At 72.2% G+C, this 24300-nt stretch carries 24 protein-coding genes and 1 pseudogene; 11 read left to right on the forward strand and 14 right to left on the reverse strand.

The genetic code is table 11. From position 1 onward, the window contains the following. The first annotated feature begins 200 nt into the window (after window positions 1-200). The 4 genes from Sdi02f_RS27155 (at window position 201) to Sdi02f_RS27170 (ending at window position 4328) form a co-directional block, all read left to right on the forward strand. Entirely contained in the window at window positions 201-1082 is an 882-nt protein-coding gene (locus tag Sdi02f_RS27155) for a hypothetical protein (protein ID WP_030398907.1), read from the forward strand. Between the two features lie 163 nt (window positions 1083-1245). Continuing rightward, complete coding sequence (locus Sdi02f_RS27160) at window positions 1246-1617, forward strand: hypothetical protein (RefSeq protein ID WP_030398908.1); 372 nt, start codon at window positions 1246-1248, stop codon at window positions 1615-1617. Window positions 1618-1728: 111 nt separating this feature from the next. Beyond that, window positions 1729-3744, forward strand: coding sequence for an NADPH-dependent 2,4-dienoyl-CoA reductase (locus Sdi02f_RS27165; RefSeq protein WP_108934188.1), 2016 nt, complete (start codon window positions 1729-1731; stop codon window positions 3742-3744). A gap of 32 nt (window positions 3745-3776) precedes the next feature. Continuing rightward, a complete protein-coding gene (locus Sdi02f_RS27170; protein ID WP_030398910.1) occupies window positions 3777-4328 on the forward strand; it encodes a PadR family transcriptional regulator in 552 nt (183 codons plus the stop codon). A 58-nt stretch (window positions 4329-4386) separates the two neighbouring features. Here the strand turns inward: Sdi02f_RS27170 and Sdi02f_RS27175 are convergent, their stop codons facing one another. Both Sdi02f_RS27175 and Sdi02f_RS27180 read right to left on the reverse strand, forming a co-directional pair. Next, the gene (locus tag Sdi02f_RS27175) at window positions 4387-4950 is read right to left on the reverse strand and encodes a hypothetical protein (RefSeq protein WP_030398911.1); all 564 of its coding nucleotides are present in this window, start codon (window positions 4948-4950) and stop codon (window positions 4387-4389) included. A gap of 136 nt (window positions 4951-5086) precedes the next feature. Further along, the gene (locus tag Sdi02f_RS27180) at window positions 5087-6106 is read right to left on the reverse strand and encodes a fibronectin type III domain-containing protein (RefSeq protein WP_108934189.1); all 1020 of its coding nucleotides are present in this window, start codon (window positions 6104-6106) and stop codon (window positions 5087-5089) included. Between the two features lie 420 nt (window positions 6107-6526). Here Sdi02f_RS27180 and Sdi02f_RS27185 point away from each other — a divergent pair, with 420 nt between their 5' ends. Then, window positions 6527-7378, forward strand: coding sequence for a glycoside hydrolase family 75 protein (locus Sdi02f_RS27185; protein ID WP_037824170.1), 852 nt, complete (start codon window positions 6527-6529; stop codon window positions 7376-7378). 347 nt (window positions 7379-7725) lie between these two features. On the opposite strand, the gene Sdi02f_RS27190 is transcribed toward Sdi02f_RS27185, so the two are convergent. The 8 genes and pseudogenes from Sdi02f_RS27190 to Sdi02f_RS35700 all read right to left on the reverse strand — a co-directional run bounded on the left by Sdi02f_RS27190 (window position 7726) and on the right by Sdi02f_RS35700 (window position 13252). Continuing rightward, a complete protein-coding gene (locus Sdi02f_RS27190) occupies window positions 7726-8139 on the reverse strand; it encodes a PTS-dependent dihydroxyacetone kinase phosphotransferase subunit DhaM (RefSeq protein ID WP_030398914.1) in 414 nt (137 codons plus the stop codon). Next, entirely contained in the window at window positions 8132-8731 is a 600-nt protein-coding gene (gene dhaL, locus Sdi02f_RS27195) for a dihydroxyacetone kinase subunit DhaL (RefSeq protein ID WP_031081257.1), read from the reverse strand. The genes Sdi02f_RS27190 and dhaL overlap by 8 nt, the downstream gene beginning before the upstream one ends. A 49-nt stretch (window positions 8732-8780) precedes the next feature. After that, window positions 8781-9773 carry a dihydroxyacetone kinase subunit DhaK gene (dhaK, locus tag Sdi02f_RS27200; protein WP_030398916.1) on the reverse strand — a complete coding sequence of 331 codons (993 nt, stop codon included), beginning with the start codon at window positions 9771-9773 and terminating at the stop codon, window positions 8781-8783. A gap of 321 nt (window positions 9774-10094) precedes the next feature. Next, window positions 10095-10224 (reverse strand): annotated as a pseudogene (locus Sdi02f_RS27205) (IS5/IS1182 family transposase); the annotation flags it as partial. Between the two features lie 11 nt (window positions 10225-10235). Next, window positions 10236-11579: a zeta toxin family protein gene (locus Sdi02f_RS27210; protein WP_031081263.1), complete on the reverse strand. Its 1344-nt coding sequence runs from the start codon at window positions 11577-11579 to the stop codon at window positions 10236-10238. Next, the gene (locus Sdi02f_RS27215) at window positions 11576-11869 is read right to left on the reverse strand and encodes a hypothetical protein (protein WP_031081265.1); all 294 of its coding nucleotides are present in this window, start codon (window positions 11867-11869) and stop codon (window positions 11576-11578) included. Before Sdi02f_RS27215 ends, Sdi02f_RS27210 begins: the two co-directional genes overlap by 4 nt. Then, window positions 11866-12633: a histidine phosphatase family protein gene (locus Sdi02f_RS27220; protein WP_053665623.1), complete on the reverse strand. Its 768-nt coding sequence runs from the start codon at window positions 12631-12633 to the stop codon at window positions 11866-11868. Before Sdi02f_RS27220 ends, Sdi02f_RS27215 begins: the two co-directional genes overlap by 4 nt. After that, window positions 12617-13252 carry a hypothetical protein gene (locus Sdi02f_RS35700; RefSeq protein WP_159107670.1) on the reverse strand — a complete coding sequence of 212 codons (636 nt, stop codon included), beginning with the start codon at window positions 13250-13252 and terminating at the stop codon, window positions 12617-12619. The genes Sdi02f_RS27220 and Sdi02f_RS35700 overlap by 17 nt, the downstream gene beginning before the upstream one ends. Window positions 13253-13578: 326 nt before the next feature. Between Sdi02f_RS35700 and Sdi02f_RS35705 the strand changes: the two genes are divergently transcribed. The 5 genes from Sdi02f_RS35705 (at window position 13579) to Sdi02f_RS27255 (ending at window position 18259) form a co-directional block, all read left to right on the forward strand. Then, window positions 13579-13755: a hypothetical protein gene (locus tag Sdi02f_RS35705; protein WP_159046860.1), complete on the forward strand. Its 177-nt coding sequence runs from the start codon at window positions 13579-13581 to the stop codon at window positions 13753-13755. Window positions 13756-14035: 280 nt separating this feature from the next. Then, entirely contained in the window at window positions 14036-14746 is a 711-nt protein-coding gene (locus tag Sdi02f_RS27240; protein ID WP_030398923.1) for a FadR/GntR family transcriptional regulator, read from the forward strand. Window positions 14747-14862: 116 nt separating this feature from the next. After that, on the forward strand, window positions 14863-16014 hold the full coding sequence (locus tag Sdi02f_RS27245; protein WP_245962240.1) for a CynX/NimT family MFS transporter: 1152 nt from the start codon (window positions 14863-14865) through the stop codon (window positions 16012-16014). 399 nt (window positions 16015-16413) lie between these two features. Continuing rightward, entirely contained in the window at window positions 16414-17475 is a 1062-nt protein-coding gene (locus Sdi02f_RS27250) for an NAD-dependent epimerase/dehydratase family protein (protein ID WP_234342068.1), read from the forward strand. Continuing rightward, on the forward strand, window positions 17468-18259 hold the full coding sequence (locus Sdi02f_RS27255; protein WP_108934192.1) for a PEMT/PEM2 family methyltransferase: 792 nt from the start codon (window positions 17468-17470) through the stop codon (window positions 18257-18259). Before Sdi02f_RS27250 ends, Sdi02f_RS27255 begins: the two co-directional genes overlap by 8 nt. A gap of 38 nt (window positions 18260-18297) precedes the next feature. On the opposite strand, the gene Sdi02f_RS27260 is transcribed toward Sdi02f_RS27255, so the two are convergent. The 3 genes from Sdi02f_RS27260 to Sdi02f_RS27270 are packed head-to-tail and all read right to left on the reverse strand — an operon-like array spanning window position 18298 to window position 20836. Beyond that, complete coding sequence (locus Sdi02f_RS27260) at window positions 18298-18582, reverse strand: beta-ketoacyl-[acyl-carrier-protein] synthase family protein (RefSeq protein ID WP_108934193.1); 285 nt, start codon at window positions 18580-18582, stop codon at window positions 18298-18300. Continuing rightward, window positions 18501-19700 (reverse strand): GNAT family N-acetyltransferase, encoded by a 1200-nt coding sequence (locus Sdi02f_RS27265; protein WP_108934194.1) that lies wholly within the window; start codon window positions 19698-19700, stop codon window positions 18501-18503. The genes Sdi02f_RS27260 and Sdi02f_RS27265 overlap by 82 nt, the downstream gene beginning before the upstream one ends. A 41-nt stretch (window positions 19701-19741) precedes the next feature. After that, a complete protein-coding gene (locus tag Sdi02f_RS27270; protein WP_234353167.1) occupies window positions 19742-20836 on the reverse strand; it encodes an aminotransferase class I/II-fold pyridoxal phosphate-dependent enzyme in 1095 nt (364 codons plus the stop codon). A gap of 445 nt (window positions 20837-21281) precedes the next feature. Between Sdi02f_RS27270 and Sdi02f_RS27275 the strand changes: the two genes are divergently transcribed. Next, a complete protein-coding gene (locus Sdi02f_RS27275; protein ID WP_053665611.1) occupies window positions 21282-22124 on the forward strand; it encodes a phosphatase PAP2 family protein in 843 nt (280 codons plus the stop codon). Window positions 22125-22141: 17 nt separating this feature from the next. Here the strand turns inward: Sdi02f_RS27275 and Sdi02f_RS27280 are convergent, their stop codons facing one another. After that, a complete protein-coding gene (locus Sdi02f_RS27280) occupies window positions 22142-24019 on the reverse strand; it encodes an MMPL family transporter (protein WP_368668298.1) in 1878 nt (625 codons plus the stop codon). Window positions 24020-24300 lie beyond the last annotated feature (281 nt).

The following is a 24300-nucleotide window of genomic DNA, read 5'->3' on the forward strand; positions in this document are numbered from 1 at the left end:
CTCATCGCCGGGCCGGCGGCGTGGCCCGGCGGTGAGGAGGGCCGCGTCGTCGGAGTTCTCCGGTTCCGTCTCCCCGGGGCGGGGGTGCCGCACGACCGCACGCAGCGCGTCCGGAGTTGCCCTGTACATGACCGTGCGGGCGGTCCAGACTTACGCCGGAGCACCCCGTGCCCACCCCCGCCCCCCACCGAGGAGCCCCCATGCCCCTGCGTGCCCGGCAACGTTGTCACACCGTCCTGACCGGACTCGCCGTCCTCGCCCTCTCCCTCGCCCTCGCCGGTCCGGCGCACGCGGACGCTCCCGCCGCCGACACCTGGACCGAGGTGGGCTCCGACCGCGCCGACCCGCTGACCGAGAGCCAGGGCCTGGCCTCGGTCGAGGTCCCGGCGGGCAGCCCCAACCGCTACACCGGCATCGGCACCGTGCCGCTCGCCCTGAGCGTCCGGGGCTGGAACCACGTCGGCGACCCGGACGCCTCCTACGACGGCCACTACGTCGAGCCGTACCAGCGCGACGACGGGAACACGAAGATGTTCCGCGTCCAGGCGCCGGACGGCAGTTGGTCGGAGTACGTGCACACGCTGAGCGCGGGGGAGGCGCGGAACAACTCGTGGGCGGCGATCTCGCCCGACGGCCAGTGGATGCTGGCGGGCGAGTGGGGCACGATGAACCGCCTGCTGGTCTTCCCCACCCCCGGCGTCAACCCCGCCACCTCGCCCTCGGCGGACCTCCCGCAGGCGGCCACCGTCCGCCTGGACCGCGCCGTGCGCGACGTCCAGGGCTGCGACTTCCTGGACGCCACCACACTGCTGTGCTCCTCCGACGACCCGGAGGGCACCCTCTTCGGCATGACCAAGCCACTGCTGCGGATCGACCTGTCGGCGCCGCCGAACGGCACGGCCGACGTCACCGGACAGGTGACCGCACTGCGGCAGTTGCCCCTGCGCAGCGCCTGCTCGGGCGCCTTCGAGGCGGAGGGCGTCGACTACGACCGGCGCACCGGCACCCTGCGCGTGATCGTCGTGTCGCCCGGCTTCTGCGTGCTGACCGACAGCAAGACGTACCGGTTCACGCGGGGCTGAACCGGCCCCCTTCGCGCCGGGCGGCGGGTGGTGCTTTTCTGGTGGTAGCGGCCTATTGGTGCCAGCCCACCGGTGCCAGTCCATCGGTGCCGGTCCACTGGTGTCAGCCCACTGGTATCGGCCCACTGGTGTCGGCCCACGACCACGAGAGGGAGCGATCACGATGGACGGTGAGCGACTGCATCCGGAGTCCGTCTCGGTGGAGCTGAGCGGATGCAGCAAGGAGGACGCCCGGACCGTGTTCGACACCCTGTGTGCGTGCTTCTCCTCCGACCGGCACGCGGGCGACGCGACCCGGGAGTACGACGAGGTGCGCCCGACGGTGTGGCTCGGCACCTTCGACGTGGCCGACGCCCGGCGGGGCGCGTGCGACCCCGCCCGGCTCGGGGCGTCCGTCGAGGCCGACGTGCAGGGCGGCTACTGGGCGATCGAGCAGTTCCGCACCACCCTGGACTCCCTGTTCACCGTGCACGACCTGAGCACGGCCTCCGGGGACCAGGAGCGGGAGCTGCACGTACGGCTCGAGAGTCACTGAGCCGCTTCCTCCGGGCGCGGTGAGGTGTGCGCCACCCTGTTATGCAACTTGTTGCACAATGGGGCGGCGGTCCTCTACAACAGAGGCACCACACCGCGCACGGAGGGCCCGATGAGCCGTTACCCCCACCTGCTGAGCCCGCTCGACCTGGGCTTCACCACGCTGCCCAACCGGGTCCTCATGGGCTCCATGCACGTCGGCCTGGAAGAGGCCGAGCGCGGCTTCGAGCGCATGGCCGCCTTCTACGCCGCCCGGGCCCGCGGCGGAGTGGGCCTGATCGTCACCGGCGGCATCGCCCCCAACGACGAGGGCCGCCCGTACGAGGGCGGCGCCAGGCTCACCACCGAGGCGGAGGCGGACCAGCACCGTGTCGTCACCGACGCCGTGCACCGCGAGGGCGGCCGCATCGCCCTCCAGATCCTGCACTTCGGCCGCTACGCCTCCCACGCCGGCCTGGTCGCCCCGAGCGCGCTGCAGGCCCCGATCAGCCCGCACGTGCCGCGGGAGCTGACCGACGCCGAGGTCGAGCGAACCATCGACGACTACGTCCGCACCGCCCGCCTGGCGCGCGCCGCCGGATACGACGGCGTCGAGATCATGGGCTCCGAGGGCTACCTGATCAACGAGTTCGTCGCCACGCGCACCAACCACCGCACCGACCGCTGGGGCGGCTCGTACGAGAACCGCATGCGCTTCCCCGTCGAGATCGTCCGCCGCGTGCGCGAGGCGGTCGGCGAGGACTTCATCCTGGTCTACCGGCTGTCCATGCTGGACCTGGTGCCCGGCGGCTCCAGTCTCGACGAGGTGATCACCCTGGCCAAGGCCGTCGAGGCGGCCGGGGCCACCCTCATCAACACCGGCATCGGCTGGCACGAGGCCCGCATCCCCACCGTCGCCACCTCCGTGCCGCGCGGCGCCTACACCTGGGTCACCAAGCGGCTGATGGGCGAGGTCTCCGTCCCGCTCGTCACCACCAACCGCATCAACACCCCCGAGGTCGCCGAGCAGTTGCTCGCCGAGGGCACCGCCGACATGGTCTCGATGGCCCGGCCGATGCTCGCCGACCCCGACTTCGTCGCCAAGGCCGCGGCCGGCCGCCCCGAGGCCATCAACACGTGCATCGGCTGCAACCAGGCCTGCCTGGACCACACCTTCAGCGGACGCATCACCTCCTGCCTGGTCAACCCGCGCGCCTGCCACGAGACCGAACTCGTGCTGACCCCGACCCGGCTGCGCAAGCGCGTCGCCGTCGTCGGCGCCGGGCCGGCCGGCCTCGCCTGCGCGGTGAGCGCCGCCGAACGCGGCCACGAGGTCACCCTGTTCGACGCCGCGAGCGAGATCGGCGGGCAGCTCAACGTCGCCCGCAAGGTCCCCGGCAAGCAGGAGTTCGACGAGACGCTGCGCTACTTCCGCACCCAACTCGCCGCCCACGGCGTGGACGTGCGCCTGAACACCCGCGTCGGCGCCGACGACCTCACCGGCCACGACGAGGTCGTCGTCGCCACCGGCGTCACCCCGCGCACCCCGGACATCCCCGGTGTCGACCACCCGTCCGTCGTCGGCTACCTCGACGTCCTGCGCGACGGAGCGCCCGTCGGCGAACGCGTCGCGATCCTCGGCGCGGGCGGCATCGGCTTCGACGTCGCCGAGTTCCTCACCGACGGCGGCGACAAGGCGCACGAGGACCCCGAGACGTACTTCCGCCTCTGGGGCGTCGACACCGACTACCGCGCCCCCGGCGGACTCGCCGCGCCCGAGCGCCCCGCGCCGCCGCGCACCGTCCACCTGCTCCAGCGCAAGACCACCAAGGTCGGCGCCGGACTCGGCAAGACCACCGGCTGGATCCACCGCACCGAGCTGCGGCACCGCGGCGTCACCATGGTCCCGGGCGTCCGCTACGACCGGATCGACGACGCCGGACTGCACCTCACCGTCGACGGCGAGTCCACCGTGCTGGAGGTCGACACCGTCGTGCTGTGCGCGGGCCAGGAGCCGAGCCGCGGTCTGTACGAGGAACTGCTGGCCGCCGGCCGCAGCGCCCACCTCATCGGCGGCGCCGACGTGGCCGCCGAACTGGACGCCAAGCGCGCCGTCAAGCAGGGCACCGAGCTGGCGGCGGCGCTGTAGGAGGGGCGCGGGCCGTCCCTAGGATGAGGCCCATGTCACTCCCGCACGCGATCCTCACCGCCCTGGTCGAAAAGCCGTCGTCGGGGCTGGAGCTGACCCGCCGGTTCGACAGGTCGATCGGCTACTTCTGGTCGGCCACGCACCAGCAGATTTACCGCGAGCTGGGAAAACTGGAGGCGGAGGGCCTGATCCGCGCGCTGCCCGGCCGGCAGCCGGCCCGCGGGCAGAAGAAGTCCTACGAGGTCCTGCCGGCGGGCCGTGCCGAACTGGCCCGCTGGACCGCCGCCCCGCACGACCCCAAGCCGCTGCGGGACACGATGCTGCTGCGGCTGCGCGCCGCCGCGGTGGTCGGCACCGCCGGGGTCGAGGCGGACCTGCGCCGCCATCTGGAGCTGCACGAGCGGCAGTTGGCCGAGTACGAGGAGATCGAGCAACGGGACTTCCCGCCCGGCCGGGACAGCACGGAGGACCGGTTGCGTCACCTGGTGCTGCGGGCCGGGATCGACCTGGAGACCTTCTGGATCCAGTGGCTCGGGCACGCCCTGGCGGAGTTCGCCGAGCTGCCGGGCGACGAACCGGCCTGAGACCCCTCGGCCGGTAGGCGGCCCCGGGCCGGAGAGCCACCCCCGGCCGGAGGGGACCTCAGAACCGGTACGGCTTCGAGCGGCGGCGCAGGAACCAGGCCGCTGCGATGACGCCGGCCCCCACCAGCGCGCCGCCCGCCGCCAGGGTGGCCGTGCCGTAGTCCCGGACGGCCCCGCCGAGGCCGCCCATGACACCGCCCGGCGACGCGGACGGGGAGGGGGTGGCGGAACGGCTGGGTGAGGGCGAGGGCGAGGGGGAGGGCGCCGAGGAGACGATGACCGTCTGGGTGCCCGCGGTGCTGTTGTTCGAGCACATGACGATCACCGTGTACGTGCCCGGCGTGATGCCCGACCAGGCCGCGGACTGGCCCGAAGCGCTGCCGGACAGCGCCACCTGCCGCCCCTCCGCGAAGTCCCGCTGGCTGCTGGTGAGCAGCGACGCGGTGCCCCAGCTGCCGTTGAGCTGGGCGCAGGCCGTGGTCGTGACCGACACGGTGGTCCCGGTGGTGCTCACGGAGATCCCCGGTCCCGCCACGGCCGGCTGGGCGCCAAGGAGGACGGGCAGCGCGGAGACGGCTGCCACGGTCGCACCGGAACGGAGAAGTGGCGATGAGATGCGCATGCGGACTGCCCTCCGGCGGCACGGTCGGCGGTACATCCCTTGCGCCGCCGGGATCGGGAACGCCCGTGCCCCCGCTGGCAGCCAACAGGGCCCCGGCCGCCCCCGCATGCGGAGCGCGACCGCCCAGGTGACGGGTTCACCGCCCAGGCGTCGAACCGGACCCGGGCCGGCCGCCCGCGCCCAGCGTCACCTTCCGCTCCGCCGAGAACCCGCCCCAGGTGCCGTCGGCCAGCCTCGCCCGGACCCGGACCCGGTGCGTGACCCCGGCCTCGCGTCCGGCGTAGAAGCTGTACTCGGCACGGTCGCGCGGCGCGTCGGCACCGTAGACCAGCGAGGTGGCCGCCCGGCCGTCCAGGTGGATCTGGTACTCCGTCACCGGGGACTCACTGTCCGGCGGAATCCAGGAGAGGTCCAGGTAGTAGGCCCCGTCGGCCCGGTGGGAGGCGGCGCGCAGGTCCGTGGGCGCCGTGGCGCGCCCGTCGTCGGTGCCCGGGGTGGTGAGCCGTACGACGGCACCGGCGGGGGAGACGTTGTCGGCGGCGTCCCGCGCCCGGACGGTGAACGAGTAGTGGGTGCCCGGTCGCAGCCCCGTGACCACGGTCGCGGTCTGACCGCCGCCGACGCTGTGCACCTTCGCGTCGCCCTGGTAGACGTCGTACGACACGACCTCGCGGTCGTCCGTCGCGGCCGACCAGGTGAGCTGGACCGCCCGGCTGCTCGCCGCCCGGCCGCGCACGTCGCCCGGCCGGGTCGGGGCGGAGTCGTCGGCCACGGCGGCGGGAGTGGTCGCCCGCACCTCCCGGCTGCGCGGCCCGAGCCGCCCGTCGGCGTCCCGCGCCCGCACGGTGAAGACGTAGGCCGTCGAGGGGCTCAGCCGGGTGACGTCCACCATCCGGCGGGAGGCCGGCACCTCCTTGACCAGGGTGCCGCCGCGGTACACCTCGTAGCTCTCGACGTCCTCGACCGCGTGCCACATCACGTGCACCGTCGTCGCGCTGCCGGCCTTCGCGGTGACGCCCGTGGGCACCGCGGGCAGCCCGCCGCCGTCGCCCTCGCCGTCCCCGCCTCCGCCCCAGCCGCAGGAGGTGAGCAGGAGGAGCGCCCCGCCGAGCAGGGCGCACCGGCGCGCGAGCGCGGGAACGGGAACGTCACGCACGGCTGTGCCTCCCCTACGGCGTCGGTTCGACGGCTGCGACGGTGATGCGACGACGGTGGCCCGGCAATGGTCCGGACCAATATGACGCCTGTGTCGCGATCACATCAAGAGGGCCGTCGGTGACGATCACCCGGAAGGGTTACGTATGCTGGGACCTCTCACGGCCGAACTCCCGGGGCAACCGGGGTAGTTCGGGTCGTTGGCGCGTGGACCGCTGTCGTCGCTGACCCGCGCCGACGTGGGCGGCCGGGCGGGCCGGGCCGCAACCGGCCCGGCCCGCCCGGCCCGGTCGTCCGCCTCCTCGACGCGCGGGCCGGGCAGCGGGTGTGCACCGTCTGGCCCTGCGAAAGGTGGTCGCGCGGACGTTTCGGGGACAGATGGGGCCGAGTGCTGCCCATGTCCCCGAGGAGAGGCCACATCGTGCGTGTCCAGTCGCTGACACTGGTCGCGGCCAGCGCCGCCCTGCTCGCCCCCACGACGTTCCCCGCCGCGCCGCCCGCGCCCCTGCCCGACCCGGCGCGGATCCTGCTGCCCGGCGTCCCGGACCGGGACGTGCCGCGGCACGCGGACCGGTCGGGCGTGCGGGCCGGGCCCCTGCCGCGGGTCCCCGCCGGGCGGCCCGGACCTGCCCCGCGGGTCCGCCCGGACTCGGGGACCGGCGCCGGCGGGGAGCGGACCGAGGGCGACGCACCCGTCCGCGCCGCCGATCTGCTGGCCCGGGTGCGGCACTGCGACCCCGTCTCGCGCGGGCGCTACCGCAGCGACGCCGGCGCACCGGCCGACATCCCGGTGTGCGGGACACGGGAGGCCGTGTACTGGAAGGCCGACCTGGACATCGACTGCGACGGCCGGCCCGGCGACCGCTGCAACGGCCGTACCGACCCGGAGTTCAGCCCCGCCACCGCGTACACGGAGTCCGACGGCCGCCCGCTGGACGCCGAACGCCTGCCCTACGTCGTCGTGCCCGGCCCGAGCGACACCTGGGACCCCGGGGAGGACCACGTCCGCGGCGGGTCACTCGCCGCCCTGGTCCACGGAGACCGGGTGCGGTACGCGGTCGTCGGCGACGTGGGCCCCACCGACCTCATCGGCGAGGCCTCCTACGCCGCCGCGCGTTCCCTGGGCATCCCGGCCGACCCGGCGGGCGGCGGTGCGGCCTCCGACGTGACGTACATCGTTTTCAAGGACAGCGAGGTGACGCCCGTGGAGGACACCGCCGCGGCCGAGAAGGCGGGCGAACGACTGGCGCGGAGGTTCGCGGCCGGGGGCTGAGCGCGCTTGTGACCCGGTGCGCTCCGCCGCCCCCGGTGCCGGCGGAACCGCCGCCCGGACCGTCCTGCCCCCCGCTCCGCAGACGGCGCCCGCGAGGCCACCGACCCGCGGCGCCCGCCCGGCCTGGGGCTGACCCGTCCTTCGATCACCCGGTTTCCGGTCGCCCCGGTCTCCGATCGCCCGGCGTCCGACCGGGTGGCCGTCGACCGTCCGGCGTCCTGCCGGCCGCCTCCCGGCGAGTCGTCGGAGCGGTGCGCTCGGGCCGGCCGTGCACGGTCCGTCCGCCGTTGTCCGCCCACCGTCCTTCGCCGGACCCGTTCGCTCGGGCCCCGCGCGGGGCCGCCCGCTCAGACCTTCCGGTAGGAGTACGCCTCCGCTGCCGCCGCCTCCACGGCGGCGAGGTCCGCGCCGGTCGAGGCGGTGACGACCGCCGCTACGGCGCCCTCGACGAACGGCGCGTCCACCAGACGGGTGTCGTCCGGGAGTTCGTCGCCCTCGGCGAGCAACGCCTTGACGGTGAGGACGGCACTGCCGAGGTCGGTGAGGACGGCGACCCCCGCGCCCCGGTCCACGGACGCGGCGGCGGACGCGACCAGTTCCGAGCTGGTGCCGAACCCGCCGGAGGCGGTGCCGCCCGCCGGGGCGACGGCCACGGCACCGCCGCCGCCCGACAGGGCCTTCGCCAGCTCCGCCACGGAGGCGGCGACCTCGGCGCTGTGGGAGACCAGTACGATCCCCACCAACCGCTGCTCGTCACTCACCGGCCGTCTCCTCCAGTGCCACGAAGATCAGCGCGGCCGAGGTCGCCCCCGGGTCCTGGTGCCCGATGCTGCGCTCGCCCAGGTAGCTCGCCCTGCCCTTGCGTGCCTGCAACGGCGTGGTCGCCTCCGCGCCCTCCACGGCCGCCGTACGGGCCGCGGCGAACGAGTCGCCCAGCGCCTCCACGGCCGGCACCAGCGCGTCCACCATGGTCTTGTCGCCCGGCGCGGCGCCACCGAGCGTCCGCACCGCCTCCACTCCCGCCCGCAACGCCTCGGCCAACTGCTCCTTGCTCACCTCCCCGGAGTCGCCGAGCGCCTTGCCCGTACGGCGCAGCAGCGTCCCGTACAACGGCCCCGAGGCACCGCCGACCGTGGAGATGAGCTGCCGTCCGGCGAGGACCAGGACGGCGCCGGGAGTCGCGGGCGCGTCCTTCCCCAGCGCGGCCGACACGGCCGTGAACCCGCGCTGGAGATTGCTGCCGTGGTCGGCGTCGCCGATCGGTGAGTCGAGAGCGGTGAGCCGCTCCGCCTCCCGGTCGACCAGTGCGGTGGTCGCCGTCATCCAACGGCGGAAGAAATCGGCGTCGAGCACAGGATCTCCTTGCCTGGTAGATACGTCGCGATGGGTCCGCTGCCCGCCGTCACATGCCCCAGCGCAGCCCCGGGGTGCTGACCGGCGCGTCCCACAGTCCGAGCAGCTCCTCGTCGATCTCGCACAGGGTGACCGAGGCGCCGGCCATGTCGAGGGAGGTGACGTAGTTGCCGACGAGGGTGCGGGCCACGGCCACGCCCCGCTCGCCGAGGACCCGCTGCACCTCGGCGTTGAAGCCGTACAGCTCCAGCAGCGGCGTCGCACCCATGCCGTTGACCAGGACCAGGACGGGGTTGCGCGGGACGAGGTCGGTCAGCACGGCGTCCACGGCCGCCTCGGCGATCTCGCCGGAGGTCATCATGGGCCGCCGCTCCCGGCCGGGCTCCCCGTGGATGCCGATGCCCAGTTCCAGCTCGCCGGAGGGGAGGTCGAAGGTGGGGCTGCCCTTGGCCGGCGTCGTGACGGCACTGAGGGCCACCCCGAAACTGCGCGAGCTGTCGTTGACCCGGCGGGCGAGCGCCTCCACCTGCTCCAGCGGCCGTCCCTCCCGCGCCGCCGCCCCGGCGATCTTCTCGACGAACAGGGTCGCCCCCGTGCCGCGCCGGCCGGCGGTGTAGAGGCTGTCCGTCACCGCCACGTCGTCGTTGACCAGCACCTTCGCGACCCGGATGCCCTCGTCCTCGGCCAGCTCGGCGGCCATGTCGAAGTTCAGGACGTCGCCGGTGTAGTTCTTGACGACGAACAGCACGCCGGCCCCGCTGTCCACGGCCGCGGCGGCCCGCACCATCTGGTCCGGCACCGGCGAGGTGAACACCTCACCCGGACACGCCGCCGACAGCATCCCGGGACCCACGAACCCGCCGTGCAGCGGCTCGTGCCCGGACCCACCCCCCGACACCAGCGCGACCTGTCCGGCCACGGGGGCGTCCCGCCGCGCGACCACCCGGTTCTCGACGTCCACGGTCAACTCGGGATGTGCGGCCGCCATACCACGCAGCGCGTCCGCGACGACGGTCTCGGGGACGTTGATGAGCATCCTCATGGGTACCTCCTGGGAAGGCTAGCAGGCCAGTCAGTGACCTGCATCTTTGCTGTTCAGGGTGGGTGGGAGCGGTTTTCGATCTTGGCGCTCCGCGACGGCTCGGAGCGGGTTCCGGCGGTACTGATGCCGACTCAATGCTGACTTCCGTGACGGCCCATCAGGTCCGCCGGACGGTCGGGTGCGGCTTGGTCGAGATCCCTGCTGTCGGCAGTATCGGCCTTGCGGCAGCGAAGGTCACGCGCAGGAACGGCATGGGCGCGCCCAGGTGCCGAAACGCGCTGTGCCGGATGCCGGCGTCTTGCAAGCCTTGGTGGGTGGCGCCGCGTCGTTCCCAGCGGATGCGCAGGCGGCGGAAGTCGTGCAGCCAGGCGATCGTGCGCTCGACCACGTAGCGGAAGGTGCCCAGGCCGCTGCCGTGTTCCTGGCCTCGTTCGGCGATGGGCCTCCCGCCGGTTTCACCGGCTACTTGCTGCGGCCGGGGCGGTGCTCTGTGCCGGTGCTGGGCCGGGAAGCCGCGCTGGGGCCAGGCGTCGTGGGCGCACCGGCCGGACGCCGGGAGGTGGTGGTCGACCGGCTACGTGCCGCCGCGGCGCTGGGCCGGGCGGGCAGAGCCGAGCCCGGTTCGCTGACAGCGCGGTGTGCGGCGGTGCGCAGGACTTGGCGCTGCTGCTGCTCCTGCGCCCGCTGATCGGGCGTGAGCGTCGCGCGCCGGGCGAGTTCCCCGAGCAGTCGTTCAGTGGCCGCCTCTTGTCGTCCGGCGGTCTGCGCGGTGCCTGCGGACAGGGCCGCATGGCGGTCGACGAGGGTGTGCGCGAGGAACTGCACGACATCGGCGTCGGTGTGGGCGAGCAGCGTGGGGTCGGGCCCGGCTGGAGCGGTGCCGCGCAGCTGAGCAGCACGTGCGGAGGCCTCCCGCCACAGCGTGGTGGGCGGGGGGAGTAGCGGGGCGGCTGCCTGGGCGATGTACTCCAGCTCCGGCATCGCGAAGTCCGGCGCTATCAGCGTTGCGGCCGCGTGCCGGGCGGCGAACTGGGCGGCCTCGGCGGGCGACTGCACGCGGGCGTGCTCGCTCCTGATCGCGGCGACGAGCGTCAGTTGGTCCTGCGGCGTTCCCTGGCCGGCGGCGATGGGCTGGGAGTGGACGGTGAAGCCGTTGCGGCGCAGCACGGCCGCGTAGTTCCCCAGGCCCTCGGCCTCGAAGGCCGCCGCGCCGCGGACCACTCCGGCGAGCGCTGCGTCATGGATGGCCGGGTCGACCAGGCGGCCGTGCCCGCGGTCCTGGAGTTCCTCCAGGTAGCGGGACATGATGCCCAGTCGGCTGATCGGCCCGGGCACGGCGACGAAGGCCGTCTCGATCCGGTACGGGGCGACGCCGGGCGGCAGCGGCGCCGACTGGATGCGGCGGCAGATGTTCTCGTACTCGTCCGGGGTGACCATGGCGGACTCCAGCAGGATGTGGAAGCCGCGCTCCAGCGCGTACTGCTGGGCCTGCTCCCACCACGCGTCTCCGTCCGGCCGGACCAGGGCGTCGGCCTCCTGAGGCCGTTCGGCCTGCCAGCGTGCGTAGTCGGGGTGGTGGGGGTTGTAGAAGTCCATGTTGATCCAGGCCACCTCCCCGTTGCGCTCCAGGGTGTCCTTGACCATGCGGGTGACGGCCGTCTTGCCCGCCCCGGTCTGCCCGGCCACGATCACGACGACCGGCGCCTGCTGCGGGGTGCAGCCGTCCAGGTAGACGGGTGCGATCTGCTCGCGGAAGATGCGCCGATTCTCTTCCGGCGGCAGCCGGCCCTCGGTGGTCGGGCTCATGCGGCCCCGCCGGCGAGGTATTGGCGCACCGTCCGAGACAGCGCGTGAGCGCGCTCCAGCGCGGCCTTGTCGTCCGGGCGCAGCCGGAGCTGGGCACGGCCCAGGTCCTGCTGGTAGCGGCTGAGCTGCTCGGCGCGCGTGCCGTCGGCGTTGCGCAGCGCGGCGGAGACCTCCGCCACGGCCGACCGCAGGTCGGAGAGGGCCGCCTCGTAGGGCTGGTCCCCGTACAGGCCGCCGGGGACCGGTTCGACGTGACCGAGGATCGGGTCGGTAGGGGAGTGGTCGGTCATGCGTGCGTCGTTCCTTCCATCTCATTGAGCGAGGTCAGGTGGGCGGTGTCGCCCCAGGCGGCCAGACGCAGCCGGTGGCCGTCGCCGTTCCAGTGCGACACCGAGGCGTTGGGGACCGGCGGCAGGTCCTCGGGCGCGATGGCGCCGATCCCGGCGAGGACGTAGCGCAGGGCGATGACCACCCCGTCGTGCGCGACGACCAGGACCCGCCGCCCGGGCGCAGCCCGCCCCAGGTCGTGGACGAACTGGCCCACGCGTACGGCGACATCGGTGAAGGCCTCCCCGCCCGGCGGCCTGTAGCACCACTCGCCCAGCAGCTCCCGGCGGGCCGCCTCCTGTGGAGCCCGCGCCCGCAGCGCGGTCGGCGGATGCAGCTCGAAGACGCCCATCTCCCGGTCACGCAGCCGCTCGTCGACCAGCACCTCCAGCTGCGGCCCCCCGAGTCCGGCAGCGCGGGCCGCCATTGCCTCCCACGTCTGCAGCGCGCGCGTATAGGGGGAACACACCACCAGGTCCGGCCCAGCCTCTGGTGCCTGCGCGGCCAGCCAGTCACCCAGCGCATGAGCCTGCACGGCGCCCCGCTCGGACAGCGGCACGTCGCGGTCCCGGCCGGGCACCGGCGCGTCGGAACCGGACACCGCCGCCGCGGCGAAGGCGACGTTGGCCGTGCTCTGCCCATGCCGCACGGCCCACAGCGCGGCCAGCGCACAGGGCGGCACCAGGCCGGAGGGCTCATGTGCGCCCCCGTCACTCGCCCCCGACATCGTCCAGCCCCTCCGCCGCTCGCCCACAGCCCGTACGCAGGCTCGTCGCGTACAGCCGTGCTTCTTCAGCGGCCTCCCGCCGGCGGTCGGCGTCGGCCCGGTGTTCTTCGGAGAGTGTCGGTTCGCACGCGGCGAGCTGCTCGTAGACACGGGCTCGCTGATCACGAATGGCAGCTGTTTGGTCCCGGTTCTCAGCGACTGCGGGTGTGCGCAAGGACTGCTCATCCTCACGGGAGCCGGGGAAGCGGTTGGCGTCGAGCCCTTGACTTACGGCGCGCGGCTCGTCGGGATGACGGGCGGCGTAGAAGCCGTCGATCATGGAGGCGTACTCCAGTGAGCTCCGGGGGTCGTTCAGTGGAGTGGTGCAACGTCCGATGGCGGCCCAGCTGCGCACGGAGTCCTGCCAACGTTCGTGGGCGGACTGACGGGTGACGCCGGCGGCTTCGCCGATCCGGTCCCAACTGGTGCCGCGTTCACGCTCGGCGACGACCGCGGCTTCCACGATCCGGTTCGCGCGGTCCTGGAGACCCAGGGCGCGTCGCAACAGGTCACCCGGAGCGACCTCCGGCCGGACGGGAACGCCTCGGTCGGCGTGCTCGACGAGCTGGCTGAGTTCCATGGCGAGAGCCAGGCGTGGCTCGTCCCGCGGGGAGAGGCGTACTGGACCCTGGGGGGCGGTGGCAGATGCCCTCTCCGCAGCTTCTGTCATGCCGTCAGGGTAGCCCTGACATTCAGGATGTTATGGCTACCCTGACGAGATTCCGTCACCTCGCGGGGCAGATCCGTTCATCGAGGGGGGACTAAAACTCGGCATCTGCAACACCGCCTGGGCCTCCGTACTCCTCGCAGTCCGCGGAGCCTTGGGAGTTCAGCCATCACTTCAGCAGACAGGCCCGTAATCCTCCGGTCGCTGGTGATCGCTGCACGAGACGCGTTCTCCACCACATGACCGTGATCGACGATCAGAAGCTCGACGTCGCACCCACCAACGACCATGGCGTGGGACGACGTCGGTGGTGGTCATGGCCCATCGAACCGGTCCAAGGTGGTCGCCGCGGTGATGACCAGGCGATCGGCGATCTCGTCGTCGAACAGGCCACAGGCCACAGGCCACCAGGGTGACTGCCTCGCGTTCGGAGGTGGTCAGTTCCTCCAGCCGCTGCCGATGCGGGCGGGGTGTGACTGGGTGACGTACTGGTCGATGAGCTTGCGGGGGATGACGGGTGCGGGCAGAGCGTCACGGCGGGCGGCGACGCCTCCAGGCCGGCCCCTCGAAACCGCATCACCAGGTGGGGGTGCGGTCGTGTCCGTGCGGCGGTGGGATCGCGCCAGGAAGCCGGGTGCCCGAGCACAGCATATGCCTGATGTTCAAACGTCTGATGTTTGTGTAGAGTCGGTTTCCATGAAACGGATCAACGCACCGCGGCGGGCCGTCAGCCTGTCTGCTCAGCTCGTGGACAGCCTCCGCTCACACATCGAGTCGGGGGGCTGGCCGGTGGGAACTCGGATCCCTCCGGAGCAGACCCTCATAGAGGAGCTCGGGGTCGGGCGCAGCACGCTGCGGGAGGCGATCGGGGCACTGGTGCACCTCGGGCTTCTGGAGCCCCGGGCCGGGGACGGCACCTATGTCCGCTCCTCGAGTGAGCTGCAATCGGTCATGGTGCGGCGGGCAAGTTCGGCGCAACGGGAGAAGGTGCTTGAGCTGCGGACCGTGTTGGAGGAGTACGCCTCGGGAGCCGCGGCGCTGCGCCGCAGCGAGGAGCAGTTGCGGGAGTTGCGGGAGCTGCTGGCCGACGCGGACGCGGCTAGCGCCGGCGAGGACAGGTCAGCGGCCACAAGCGTCGATGCGCTGTTCCACCGGGCCGTGGTTCGGGCGAGCGGCAACGACCTGTTGGTCGAGGTCTACGACTACCTCGGCACGGCGCTCACCTCGTCCCTGGGCGGCCTGCCTTGGAACGCCGCCCACGCTGAGGAGCACGCCGGCCTGCATCGGCGGCTCGTCGCCGCGATCGAGGCTCGGGACGCGAGCGACGCCCGCGAGGCGGCAGCGGCTATCGTCCAGCTCACCCGCGACCACCACAACGATGCGCCACCGTCAGGGGAGGACCAGTGAGCGCGCGGGCGTCTTCGACGTCCCCCCGGCGCTCCGGAGCCCGGCCGACGGCCGCCGCTCGTACCGAGCCTGCGGGACCCGCCGTCTCCGTCGGGCTCGTCGTCGCGATCTGTCTCGTGGCGGCGAACCTGCGCACCACACTCACTGGGGTCGGCACACTGCTGCCGGAGATCGAGCGCGGCAGCGGCCTGACGTCGAGTTGGGGTGGGCTGCTGAGTACGCTACCGCTGCTGACGTTCGCCGCGACCTCGCCACTGGTCGCCCGGGCCTCCCACCGGTGGGGCAGCACCCGCCTACTGGTGGCCTCGCTCGGTGTACTGGCCGTGGGAACGGTGGTCCGTTCCCTTCCCTCCGTGATCTGCCTGTTCGCCGGAACGGTGATCCTTTCGTCGGCCATCGCGTTTGGCAACGTGCTGCTGCCGGCACTGATCCGACGCAGCGTGCCCACCCACCGCATCCAGAGCGTAAGCGCCCTCTACGTGACCGTCATGGGCCTCATGGCCGCGGTCTCGTCCGGGATCTCCGCGCCGCTGGCCCATACCGTGCCGGGTTCCTGGCACACCGCACTGGCCTGGGGTGTCGCCTTCACCGTCGCAGCGTTTTTCGCCTGGCTGCCTCGCATGCGGGGTGACAAGCCACAGGCGACGGCCGGCGGGTCCCACAGCCCGGTTCCGTGGCGGTCGCGGCTCGCCTGGCAGGTCACCTTCTTCATGGGTCTGCAGTCCCTGGCCTTCTACACCGCGGTCGCATGGCTGCCCAGCATCCTGATCGACCGCGGCGCGAGCAGCACGACGGCCGGATGGATGCTGTTCTACTACCAGGTGGTGTCCCTGGCAGCCAGCAGCCTCCTGCCCCTGCTCACTCGTGGCCGACACGATCAGCGCTGGACCGCTGCCGGGGCCTCGGTCCTCGTGGCGGCTGGTTTCACCGTCCTGGTTGCCGCGCCGGCGTTGTCCGTCGTGGCGTGCACCTTGCTCGGACTCGGAGGCGGCGCGAGCCTCGTTCTGGCGCTGACCTTCCAGAGCCAGCGCGCCGGCAGTTCGGGCGAAGCCGCCGCGCTGGCGGGGATGGCGCAGTCCATCGGTTACCTCGTGGCGGCAGCCGGTCCCCTCCTCCTCGGCATCCTGCACGACACCACGCACAGCTGGACCCTTCCGCTCACCGTCCTGGCCGTCCTCGGTATCGTCACAGCCGTTGCCGGACACGGTGCGGGCCGGGATCGCCACATAGCAGTCCCTCACGAGGCCGTTGGACGTGGCGGTGGGTGATCCCGCAGGCGATGCTGGTGAAGGCCAGGAAGTGGCTGACTCTGCGTTCGTAGCCTCGGTGGGGGCGCCGGCATCCGCGAGCCAGTCCGAGGCCGGGACCGTCTTCCCGGGTTCCGCCCAGTCGAGCCGGAGGACCGCAAAGGAGTGTCTCCATTTGTCGTCTGCCATGAGAACGTCAGCCGCTCTGCCACCTGAAGTGTCAGTCGTACGGTGCGCCGCCTGCGGGGTTCTACGCCCCTGCTCATGACCGGACGTATCTGCCGGGGCGGGCGTGAGGGGCAGACTCACACCGCCACTCCCGAGCTCCGCTTGTACAGCTGGTCATTCGTCTGGGTGGTGATTGGTCCCCGAGCGGCTTTCGTTGCGCTGAATGGGGGACGCGCCCTCTAGCGTGCAGGCGTGACGACTTCGATCAACCCACCTCGTGAGGCAGAGCAGCCGTTCATGTGCCCGGACGTGAGCGGGATACGTGTGGTGGTCACGGGGGCCACGGGGTTCGTGGGCCGTCGATTGTGCCGCCGGATTGTTGAGGGCGGTGGCCGGGTGACGGCGCTGGTGCGGCCGCAGTCCGATCGCCGGGTGCTGGACGGCTGTCCGGTCGACGTCGCCGTAGTGGATCTGCTCACCGGTTCGGGGGTCGCGGAGGCTGTCTCGGGCGCGGATGTGGTGGTTCATCTGGCGGCCTCGGTGCGGGCTGCGTCACGTGCCGAGTTCCGGCTGGCCAACACCGTCTCGACGGGCGTGCTCGCGGGCGTGCTGGCTTCCTCGGACGTGCCGCCGCGGCTGGTGGTGTGTTCGTCGCTGGCGGCTGCTGGTCCCGCGCCCGCCCCGGGGCGGGCGCGGCGCGAGGAGGACCGGGCCGGCCCGGTGTCGTGGTACGGAGCCAGCAAGCTGGCCGGTGAGCAGGCAGCACGGCGGTTCGCCGGACAGGTGCCGACCGTGATGGTGCGCCCTCCGATCGTGTACGGGCCGTTGGATGTGGCGTTCGTACCGAGTCTCGCCGCGATGGCCCGTACACGGGTGGCGGTGCGGCCCTGCCCGGCGGCCCGCGTCTACTCGGTGCTGCACGTGGACGATCTGTGCGCCGGGCTGATCGCCGCCGGATTGCATGGGCGTACCGCTGGTCCGGGCGATTCCCACAGCGGTGTCTATCAGTTGTCCGACGGGGTTGAGTACACCCTGGCCGACTTGGTGCGGACGGCTGGTGCGCTGTTGGGCTGTGGCAGGCCGTTGGTGCTGCCCGTGCCGTCGGTTGTGGTCCGGGCGGCGGGGATGGTGAGTGAGGCGGCCGGGCGGTTGCGGGGCGGGGTGCCGGTGTTCAACCGGGACAAGGCGCGCGAGGCGGTGGCCGGCTCGTGGACTGCCAGCGCGGACCGCGCGTACAGGGATTTCGGGTTCCGGGCCCGGGTGGGGCTCGAGGACGGGCTGCGAGAGGCTTTCAAGGAGATGCTTCATGGCTGAGACCACCGAGCCGGCGCCAGCACTTGTCGGCTCGCCGTCGCTCCACGCGGCATGGAGGGGGCTGGGGCAGCTGGCGGTCGCGGTCATCGGTATGTCCGGGCTGCGCGTGGACCACCCGGAACGCCGTGTGCTCCGTACTGCGGTGTGGGCGTGTGTGGTGGCTGCCGGTTTCGCCGCCGAGCAGCAGTTCCGCTCGGCTGCGGGCAGTGGTGCGCTGCGATGGACAGCGGTCGGGTACGCGGTGGTGATCGCGGTTCTGTACTACGGCGGGCTGATCGCTGTGCTGGACACGGCGGTTGCTCGCCGCTTCACCCATGCCGTGGGTGAGGCACGGGCGGTGCGAGGATTCGACTTCGTGCTGGGGCTGCTGTTTCTGCAGCAAGGCTTGTGCCAGGGGTTGTTGATGGCAGCCTTCCCCGGCCAGTTGCCCGAGGTGGGCGTCGATGGTCTGTGGGTGGTGCTGGGCGTGGTGTTGGCCGTCGTGGGCTTCGGCACGAAGCTGTGGGCGACCTGGCTGACCGGCCTCAACACCTACTACTGCCGGGACATGTTCCTGGGCCGGGCGGACGCGACGGACGGCTTCGTGGTCCGCGGCCCGTACCGCTGGCTGCGCAACCCGATGTACGGGGTCGGCAATCTGCACGGCTACGGCGTGGCGCTGTGCTACCGGTCGGTGGCCGGGATGGTGTGCGTGGCCGTGTTCCAGGTGCTGATCTACGTGTTCTACCTTGTGCGGGAGAAGCCGTTCATCGTCCGTACCTACCTCGGCGGCACTCCCGCCTGAAATGCTGTGAGGGGCCGCCCCGTTGGCCGGGCGGCCCCTCACACAGGTCTGGGGGCTTTGCGGACGATGTCGAGGCCGATGGCGTCGTCCTGGTTGTCGAGGTTGGCCGTGGGTGGGACGGCCTGGTGCCGCGGGACCGGCAGGGCGCAGGCGGCCTGGAGGGCCGACGCCGCACCCAGTGAGTGCCCGAGCAGGCTTTTCAGGGCCGTGACCGGCGGCGGCGTGGAAGAGAAGACGTGGCTCAGGGCGCGGGCCTCGGCAAAGTCTCCGGCCCGCGTGGAGGCTGCGTGTCCAGGGCGGGGTGGGCATGGGCGGCGAGGCATGAGCACGGCTCGCTGTGGCGCACACAGCGCGCGTACAGGCGGTGGCGTCTGTGGATGGTGGCGCCGGCGGCGGCCAGCGGCTTGTTGGCGGCCCGGTTGTCCTCCAGGACCCAGGACACGTCGAGCTCGTTCCAGCCCCGAGACAGGGCGCCCGCGACTGCATCGGTGACCAGGGCGAGCGTGGCTCCTTGGGCGCGGCTGTCTTCGCGGACTCCCAGGGCCATCACGCGGCCCCGGGTGATGGCGTGCCGGCCCTGCCACACGCGCCAGGCTCCGACCGGCCAGCCGTAGCGGGTCAGGCGTCCCCGAGCGGGCGCCAGGGCCTGGTTGAAATCGGGCAGCAGGATGCTGAAGCCGACGGGGGTTCCCGCGTGCTCGACGATGCGGACGCCGGTGGGGGCGAGCAGCCGGATCTGCCGTGCCAGGTAGGTGAACTCCGCGTCGGTCGCCGGCGCGAAGCCCCAGTTGTCCTGCCAGCACGCGTGATACAGCTCCCGTACGAGGTCGGACTCGCTGCTGAAGCGGCGCCAGTTTGCTGCTCGTACCGTCAGGCCGCCCTTGCGCCGCGGCATGTCGCGGTAGCCGGCCCACCGCTTGAGCCTGGGGTCGGTCGGTGACAGCCGCCACGACAGCAGTTCCTTGACCGGGGTGAAGCCGCCCGCGGCGAACAGGTCCGGGTAATAGGGAGGGTTGTAGGGCATGCCGATGCGGGGGGCGTCGTCGAAGCCGTCGACGAGCAGGCCGCACTCGTGGTGCATGTTCGGGTTCATCGGGCCCATCACGGTCTGCACGTCCCGCTCCCGCAGCCAGGCCATCGCCTGCTCCCACAGGGCGCGCGCCACGGCAGGGTCTTCGGTGCACTCGAAGAAGCCCACGTAGCCTTGGCGTTGGCGGGCTGGTCCGTCCGGGCCGATGATGGCCCCGACACGGCCCACAGGCGCCCGTCCGCGGCGCGCCAGGAAGTAGCTCACGTCGCTCTCGCGCAGGTAGGGGTTGCGACGCGGGTTGAGGAACTGCCGCCGTTCCACTTCCAGCGGGGTGACCCAGTGCGGGTGCGCCCGGTACAGCTGGTAGGGCAGCCTGATGAAGTCATCCATCTCGGCGCGGCTGCGGACCATCACGATGTCGGCAGCGCCTTGCGGGGGCCGCGGAGCGCGCATCAGGCGGGACACGGGATCGGCGCCGCCGCCACGCCAGTGGTGTCGACGGTCGGCACGAGTCGGCCCACGACCTCCAGGATGTGGTCGATGTGTGCCTCGGTGTGGGCTGCGGTGACGGACAGGCGCAGCAGGGACTGTCCCGCCGGGGCGGCCGGCGGCAGGAACGGCGCCGCGAACACACCGGCCTCCAGCATCGCCCGCCACGTGCGCAGGCACTGGTCGGCGTCGCCGGCCGGGAGCGTGACGACCGGGCTGGCCCAGTTGGGACGGTCGTACCCCACCTCGGCCAGTCCGTCGTGCAGACGGCCCGCCAGGCGTGCCAGGACGGCGCGCTGTTCGGGCTCGTCCCTGATGATGCGCAGCGCCCTGAGTGCCGCCGCGGCGGTCGGTGGTGGCATGGACGCCGAGTACATGGTGGCCCTCCCGAGCAAGCGGCAGTGCTCGATGAGTTCGGTGCTTCCGGCGAGGTATCCGCCACCGGCCCCGAACGCCTTGGAGAAGGTCCCGGACAGTACGTCGATGTCCTGCTCGCAGCCGAGGTGCTCACCGGCTCCGCGCCCCGACGGTCCCAGGATGCCGATGTCGTGAGCCCCGTCGACGATGAGCATCCCCCCATGACGTCCGGCGAGATCGGCGATCTCGGGCAGTACAGCCAGTTCCCCGCCCAGCGAGAATGCCCCCTCGGTCAGGACCACTGGCGACAGGCCCTGTCCCGAAGCCTCCTCCAGCAGCCGTGCCAGGTGGTCAGGCGCGTTGTGCCGGAACCGGCGGTACTTGGCGGGGCCGAGCCGCAACGCATCGACGAGAGAGGCATGGATGTGCCGGTCGGCGACGACTGCACGGTCCTCGCCGAAGAGGCAGGCCAGGGTGAGATTTGCCTGGTATCCCGTGGTGGACAGCAGCACCGCCGGCCGGTGCAGGAAGTCCGCGAGTTCCTCAGCCAGTTGCGCGTGCACCGACCAGGTGCCGATCACCGCGGGGGACCCGGAGCAGGAGGCGCCCAGCTCGCGCGCCGCAGCCGCCGCCGCCTCGCGCACCCGTGGATCCGCCGCCAGGCCGAGGTAGTCACCGGAGGCCGCGTTGATCGCACGCAAGCCCTCGACGAAGACTTCTCCCGGACCCGGCTGCCCCGTGATCCGGCGGAAGCACGGATAGCCACCTGTTTGCCGGGCCCTGTCGAGGGCGGCCAAGGTGGCGGCCGGTCCACTCACATCTGACATCGCTTACCTGCCCTGTCACGGTGCGCTCCAAGATCGCGGCAACCTTAGCCCATTGGAGTCACGCGGTGACAAGCTGTAATGGTGAGTGTCTCCTGTACGGACACCTGACACCCCACGCAAGGATGCACGAGGTCCCTTGACCACATCTGATCAGCGGAAACCCTCCCGGCGCCGAGGGCCTCGCCATGCGCCGGCACCTGCCCGCGCGGTGCGGCAAGGGCCCTCTCTCCCCGCACAGCTATCACCCGTTCGGACCACATCGCTTGTCGTCCGCCGATCCCATCCCCACCACCTGGCAGGCAGGCCGCTTCTGAGGGCTGTGGAGAAGGCGACCCTCGGGTACCTCTTCGTGGCTGCCACGGCGGTGGTCCTGGGCCAGGAGGCCGTACCGCATGCCGCGTGGCTGGCGGGGGCCTACGCGGCCCTGGCCGGGTTCGTCCTCGCCTGCGTCGCGGCACACCGTCACTGGGCATCGCCGGCCCTGGCGAACGTGCGCGCGCTGTACCCGCTGGCCTGCGCTCCGCTGCTGTTCTCCGCGTCCGGCCCTCAGTCGCTCGCCCTGCACGGCCGCCTGCTCGACGACACCATGCTGGTCTGGGAACAGCACCTGTTCGGCGCCCACCCCAACCTCCTGCTCGGCGCTCTCGCCTCCCGCCCTCTCACCGAGGCCCTCAGCCTCAGCTACAGCTCCTACTACCTGTACTTCGTGCTGCCCCCGGCCTACTTCCTCGCCAAAGGCATGCACCAGGCCCTGCACCGCTACGTCCTCGCCCTGTGCCTCGCCCACTACCTGTGCTTCCTCGGCTTCATGCTGCTGCCCCTCGCCGGCCCTGTCGCCGCGCTCGCCCCGGCGTTCACCCCCGACCACTTGCACGGCTACCTCGCCCAGCCCCTCCAGGCGCAACTGATGGCGAGCGCCGACCCGCCCGGCACCTGCTTCCCCTCCTCCCACGTCGCCGGCGCCTGGGCAGCGGCGCTCTCGATCCGGGGCGCCTCCGTACCGCGCCCCGCGAAACGGCTGATGATCGCGGCCACCGCGCTGATCACCGTGTCCGTGGTGTACTGCCGTTACCACTATGTCCTCGACGCTGCCGCGGGAATGGCCACCGCCGCACTGGCCGTCTTCCTCACCAGGCGGCTCACCCGCCGCGAGAGCAACTGACCGCCGCACCGCGGAGTTCAGTGAGCCGCGGGCGCCTCCGCGGAACTCTCAGCCACCGTCTCCCGCCCGTGCTGCGGGGCATGCGCTCCCTGCGTGGCGGGTCGTCTGACCCATGCAGGGGCCCACCAGTTGGCTCGCCCGGTCAGCTGCATGACGGCCGGCACCAGGATGCCGCGCATCAGCGTGGCATCGACCAGGACCGCCACCCCCAGTCCCACGCCCATCATCTTCAGTGTCGTGATGCCGGAACTCGCCAGTCCGGCCATGCTGACGGCGAAGACCACGGCTGCCACGGTGATGAGCCGGCCCGTGCGGGCGACGCCCTCGACGATCGCGTCCCGGTGATCCCCGCCGGCGTCGTAGTGCTCCTTGACCCGGGCCAGCAGAAACACCTCGTAGTCCAACGACAGCGCGAACGCGATCGCACACAGCAGCGGCGGAATCGTCATGTCCAAGAAGCCCGTGGTCGTGAAGTCGCCGACCAGCCAGCGCAGATGGCCCTCCTGGAAGATGTAGACCATGCTGCCCAGGCTGGCCGTCAGGCTCAGCGCCGCCAGGGCGACGGCCTTCAGCGGAATCAGCACCGACCGGGTGTAGAGCAGCAGCGCAGCGAGTGTCGTGGCCGACATCAGCAGCACGGCCCAGGGCACACGACCGGCCAGAGCCGCCTTCGCATCAACATGACGGGCGGGCGAACCCCCCACCCAGCGCGGTCCGGGCGGGGGAAGCTCCCGCACCCGCTCCACCAGGCGTGCGGCCTGCGCCGACTGCGGATCCAGCCCCGTAGACGCCTTCAGCCACACCGCCGTCGCACTGTCCGACACCGCCTCGACGACGGCGGTGCGACGGCGGTCGTGGTAGCGGCCCGTCGGAGCGGTGACCTGGACGACGCCCGGCAGCGCACTGATACGTCGCGCGTACTGGTCGACCTCGCGGTCGCCGGGGACCGGGGTCAGTACGACGATGAGATCGCGGTCGGGCTGAGCAGGGAAATCGGTGCGGAGGCGTTCGGTGAACTGCCGGGCCTGTGAGCCGGCGGGGAGCGCACGTTCGTCGGTGAACCCCCACTGGGCCTGGCCGAACGGCCACACCAGCGCGGCCATCAGCACCGCGCAACAGGCCCCCCACAGCCACGGTGACCCGGTCACCCACCGGACGAGCCGCCGCCAGGCCGGACTCGACGCCGCCCGGCGATGCCTGATCCGGGAGCCCAGCATCGCCAGCAGCGCCGGCACCAGGACGACGGTCGCCGTCGCGGCCAGCAGTACCACCGCGATCCCGGCCACGGCCATCGACCGCAGCCACGGGAACGGGAACACCCACAGCGCCGAGAACGCCAGTGCCACCACGCCGGCAGAGACAAGCACGCTGCGACCCGCGGTCCGGGCCGCCCTGACCGCGGCATCCGGCACTGCCAGCCCTCGCGCGCCCTCCTCACGAAAGCGCGTCACGACCAGCAGGGCATAGTCCACGGCCAGCCCGAAGCCCAAGGTGGCCGCGATATTCAGCGAGATGGCCGACACCTCCGTCACACCACCCAGCAGGCGCAAGAACGCCCACGATCCCGCCACCGCCAACGCTCCCACCAGGAGGGGAAACAGTGCCGCCAGCAGGGAGCCGAAAGCGAAGACCAAGCACCCGAAGACCACCGGGGCCACCACCAGTTCCGCCCGGACAAGGTCCCTTTCGCCCTGCTCCGCCGCCTGGATCCCGGCCCAGACCCGACCCCCGGCCGACACCCGCAGCGCGCCCTGCCGACCCGTCACCCGGGGCACGAGCCGCGACGCGGCACGTGCCTGCGCCGCCTCATCACCCTCCAGCGCGACACCGATGAGCGCCGACCGCCCATCGTTCGCCCGCAGGGCGGGCGAACGCGACGTCCAGTACGCCTCCACCGCGGCCACTCCCGGTTGAGCAGCAACCCGCCGCGCCAGCGCCGCCCCGTCCGAACGCGCCCGTGGCGAATCGACCGAGTCCTCCGACCTGACCCGTAGCACCAGCCCCGGGTCATCCCCCCTGAACTTCCGCAACAGTCCATCAGCGTGCGCGGACTCCGTACCCACGGAGTTGTATCCCCCCGGCGACAAGGAAGAAGCCGTGGTGCCAAGCATCGCCACGCACACCACAGCCGCAGTGCAGAGCACCGCCGCCCACACCGTGCGCGCGGGATTCCTGA

The organism is Streptomyces ardesiacus, from assembly GCF_003112575.1.
GTDB lineage: Bacteria > Actinomycetota > Actinomycetes > Streptomycetales > Streptomycetaceae > Streptomyces > Streptomyces ardesiacus.

Excerpts from the sequence above, each read along its gene's own strand:
- Sdi02f_RS27155 (WP_030398907.1), top strand. The coding sequence starts at position 201 with ATGCCCCTGCGTGCCCGGCAACGTTGTCACACCGTCCTGACCGGACTC.
- Sdi02f_RS27160 (WP_030398908.1), top strand. The coding sequence starts at position 1,246 with ATGGACGGTGAGCGACTGCATCCGGAGTCCGTCTCGGTGGAGCTGAGC.
- Sdi02f_RS27165 (WP_108934188.1), top strand. The coding sequence starts at position 1,729 with ATGAGCCGTTACCCCCACCTGCTGAGCCCGCTCGACCTGGGCTTCACC.
- Sdi02f_RS27170 (WP_030398910.1), top strand. The coding sequence starts at position 3,777 with ATGTCACTCCCGCACGCGATCCTCACCGCCCTGGTCGAAAAGCCGTCG.
- Sdi02f_RS27175 (WP_030398911.1), bottom strand. The coding sequence starts at position 4,950 with ATGCGCATCTCATCGCCACTTCTCCGTTCCGGTGCGACCGTGGCAGCC.
- dhaK (WP_030398916.1), bottom strand. The coding sequence starts at position 9,773 with ATGAGGATGCTCATCAACGTCCCCGAGACCGTCGTCGCGGACGCGCTG.
- Sdi02f_RS27210 (WP_031081263.1), bottom strand. The coding sequence starts at position 11,579 with ATGAGCCCGACCACCGAGGGCCGGCTGCCGCCGGAAGAGAATCGGCGC.
- Sdi02f_RS27215 (WP_031081265.1), bottom strand. The coding sequence starts at position 11,869 with ATGACCGACCACTCCCCTACCGACCCGATCCTCGGTCACGTCGAACCG.
- Sdi02f_RS27220 (WP_053665623.1), bottom strand. The coding sequence starts at position 12,633 with ATGTCGGGGGCGAGTGACGGGGGCGCACATGAGCCCTCCGGCCTGGTG.
- Sdi02f_RS35700 (WP_159107670.1), bottom strand. The coding sequence starts at position 13,252 with ATGGAACTCAGCCAGCTCGTCGAGCACGCCGACCGAGGCGTTCCCGTC.
- Sdi02f_RS35705 (WP_159046860.1), top strand. The coding sequence starts at position 13,579 with ATGACCGTGATCGACGATCAGAAGCTCGACGTCGCACCCACCAACGAC.
- Sdi02f_RS27240 (WP_030398923.1), top strand. The coding sequence starts at position 14,036 with ATGAAACGGATCAACGCACCGCGGCGGGCCGTCAGCCTGTCTGCTCAG.
- Sdi02f_RS27255 (WP_108934192.1), top strand. The coding sequence starts at position 17,468 with ATGGCTGAGACCACCGAGCCGGCGCCAGCACTTGTCGGCTCGCCGTCG.
- Sdi02f_RS27260 (WP_108934193.1), bottom strand. The coding sequence starts at position 18,582 with ATGCCTCGCCGCCCATGCCCACCCCGCCCTGGACACGCAGCCTCCACG.
- Sdi02f_RS27265 (WP_108934194.1), bottom strand. The coding sequence starts at position 19,700 with ATGGTCCGCAGCCGCGCCGAGATGGATGACTTCATCAGGCTGCCCTAC.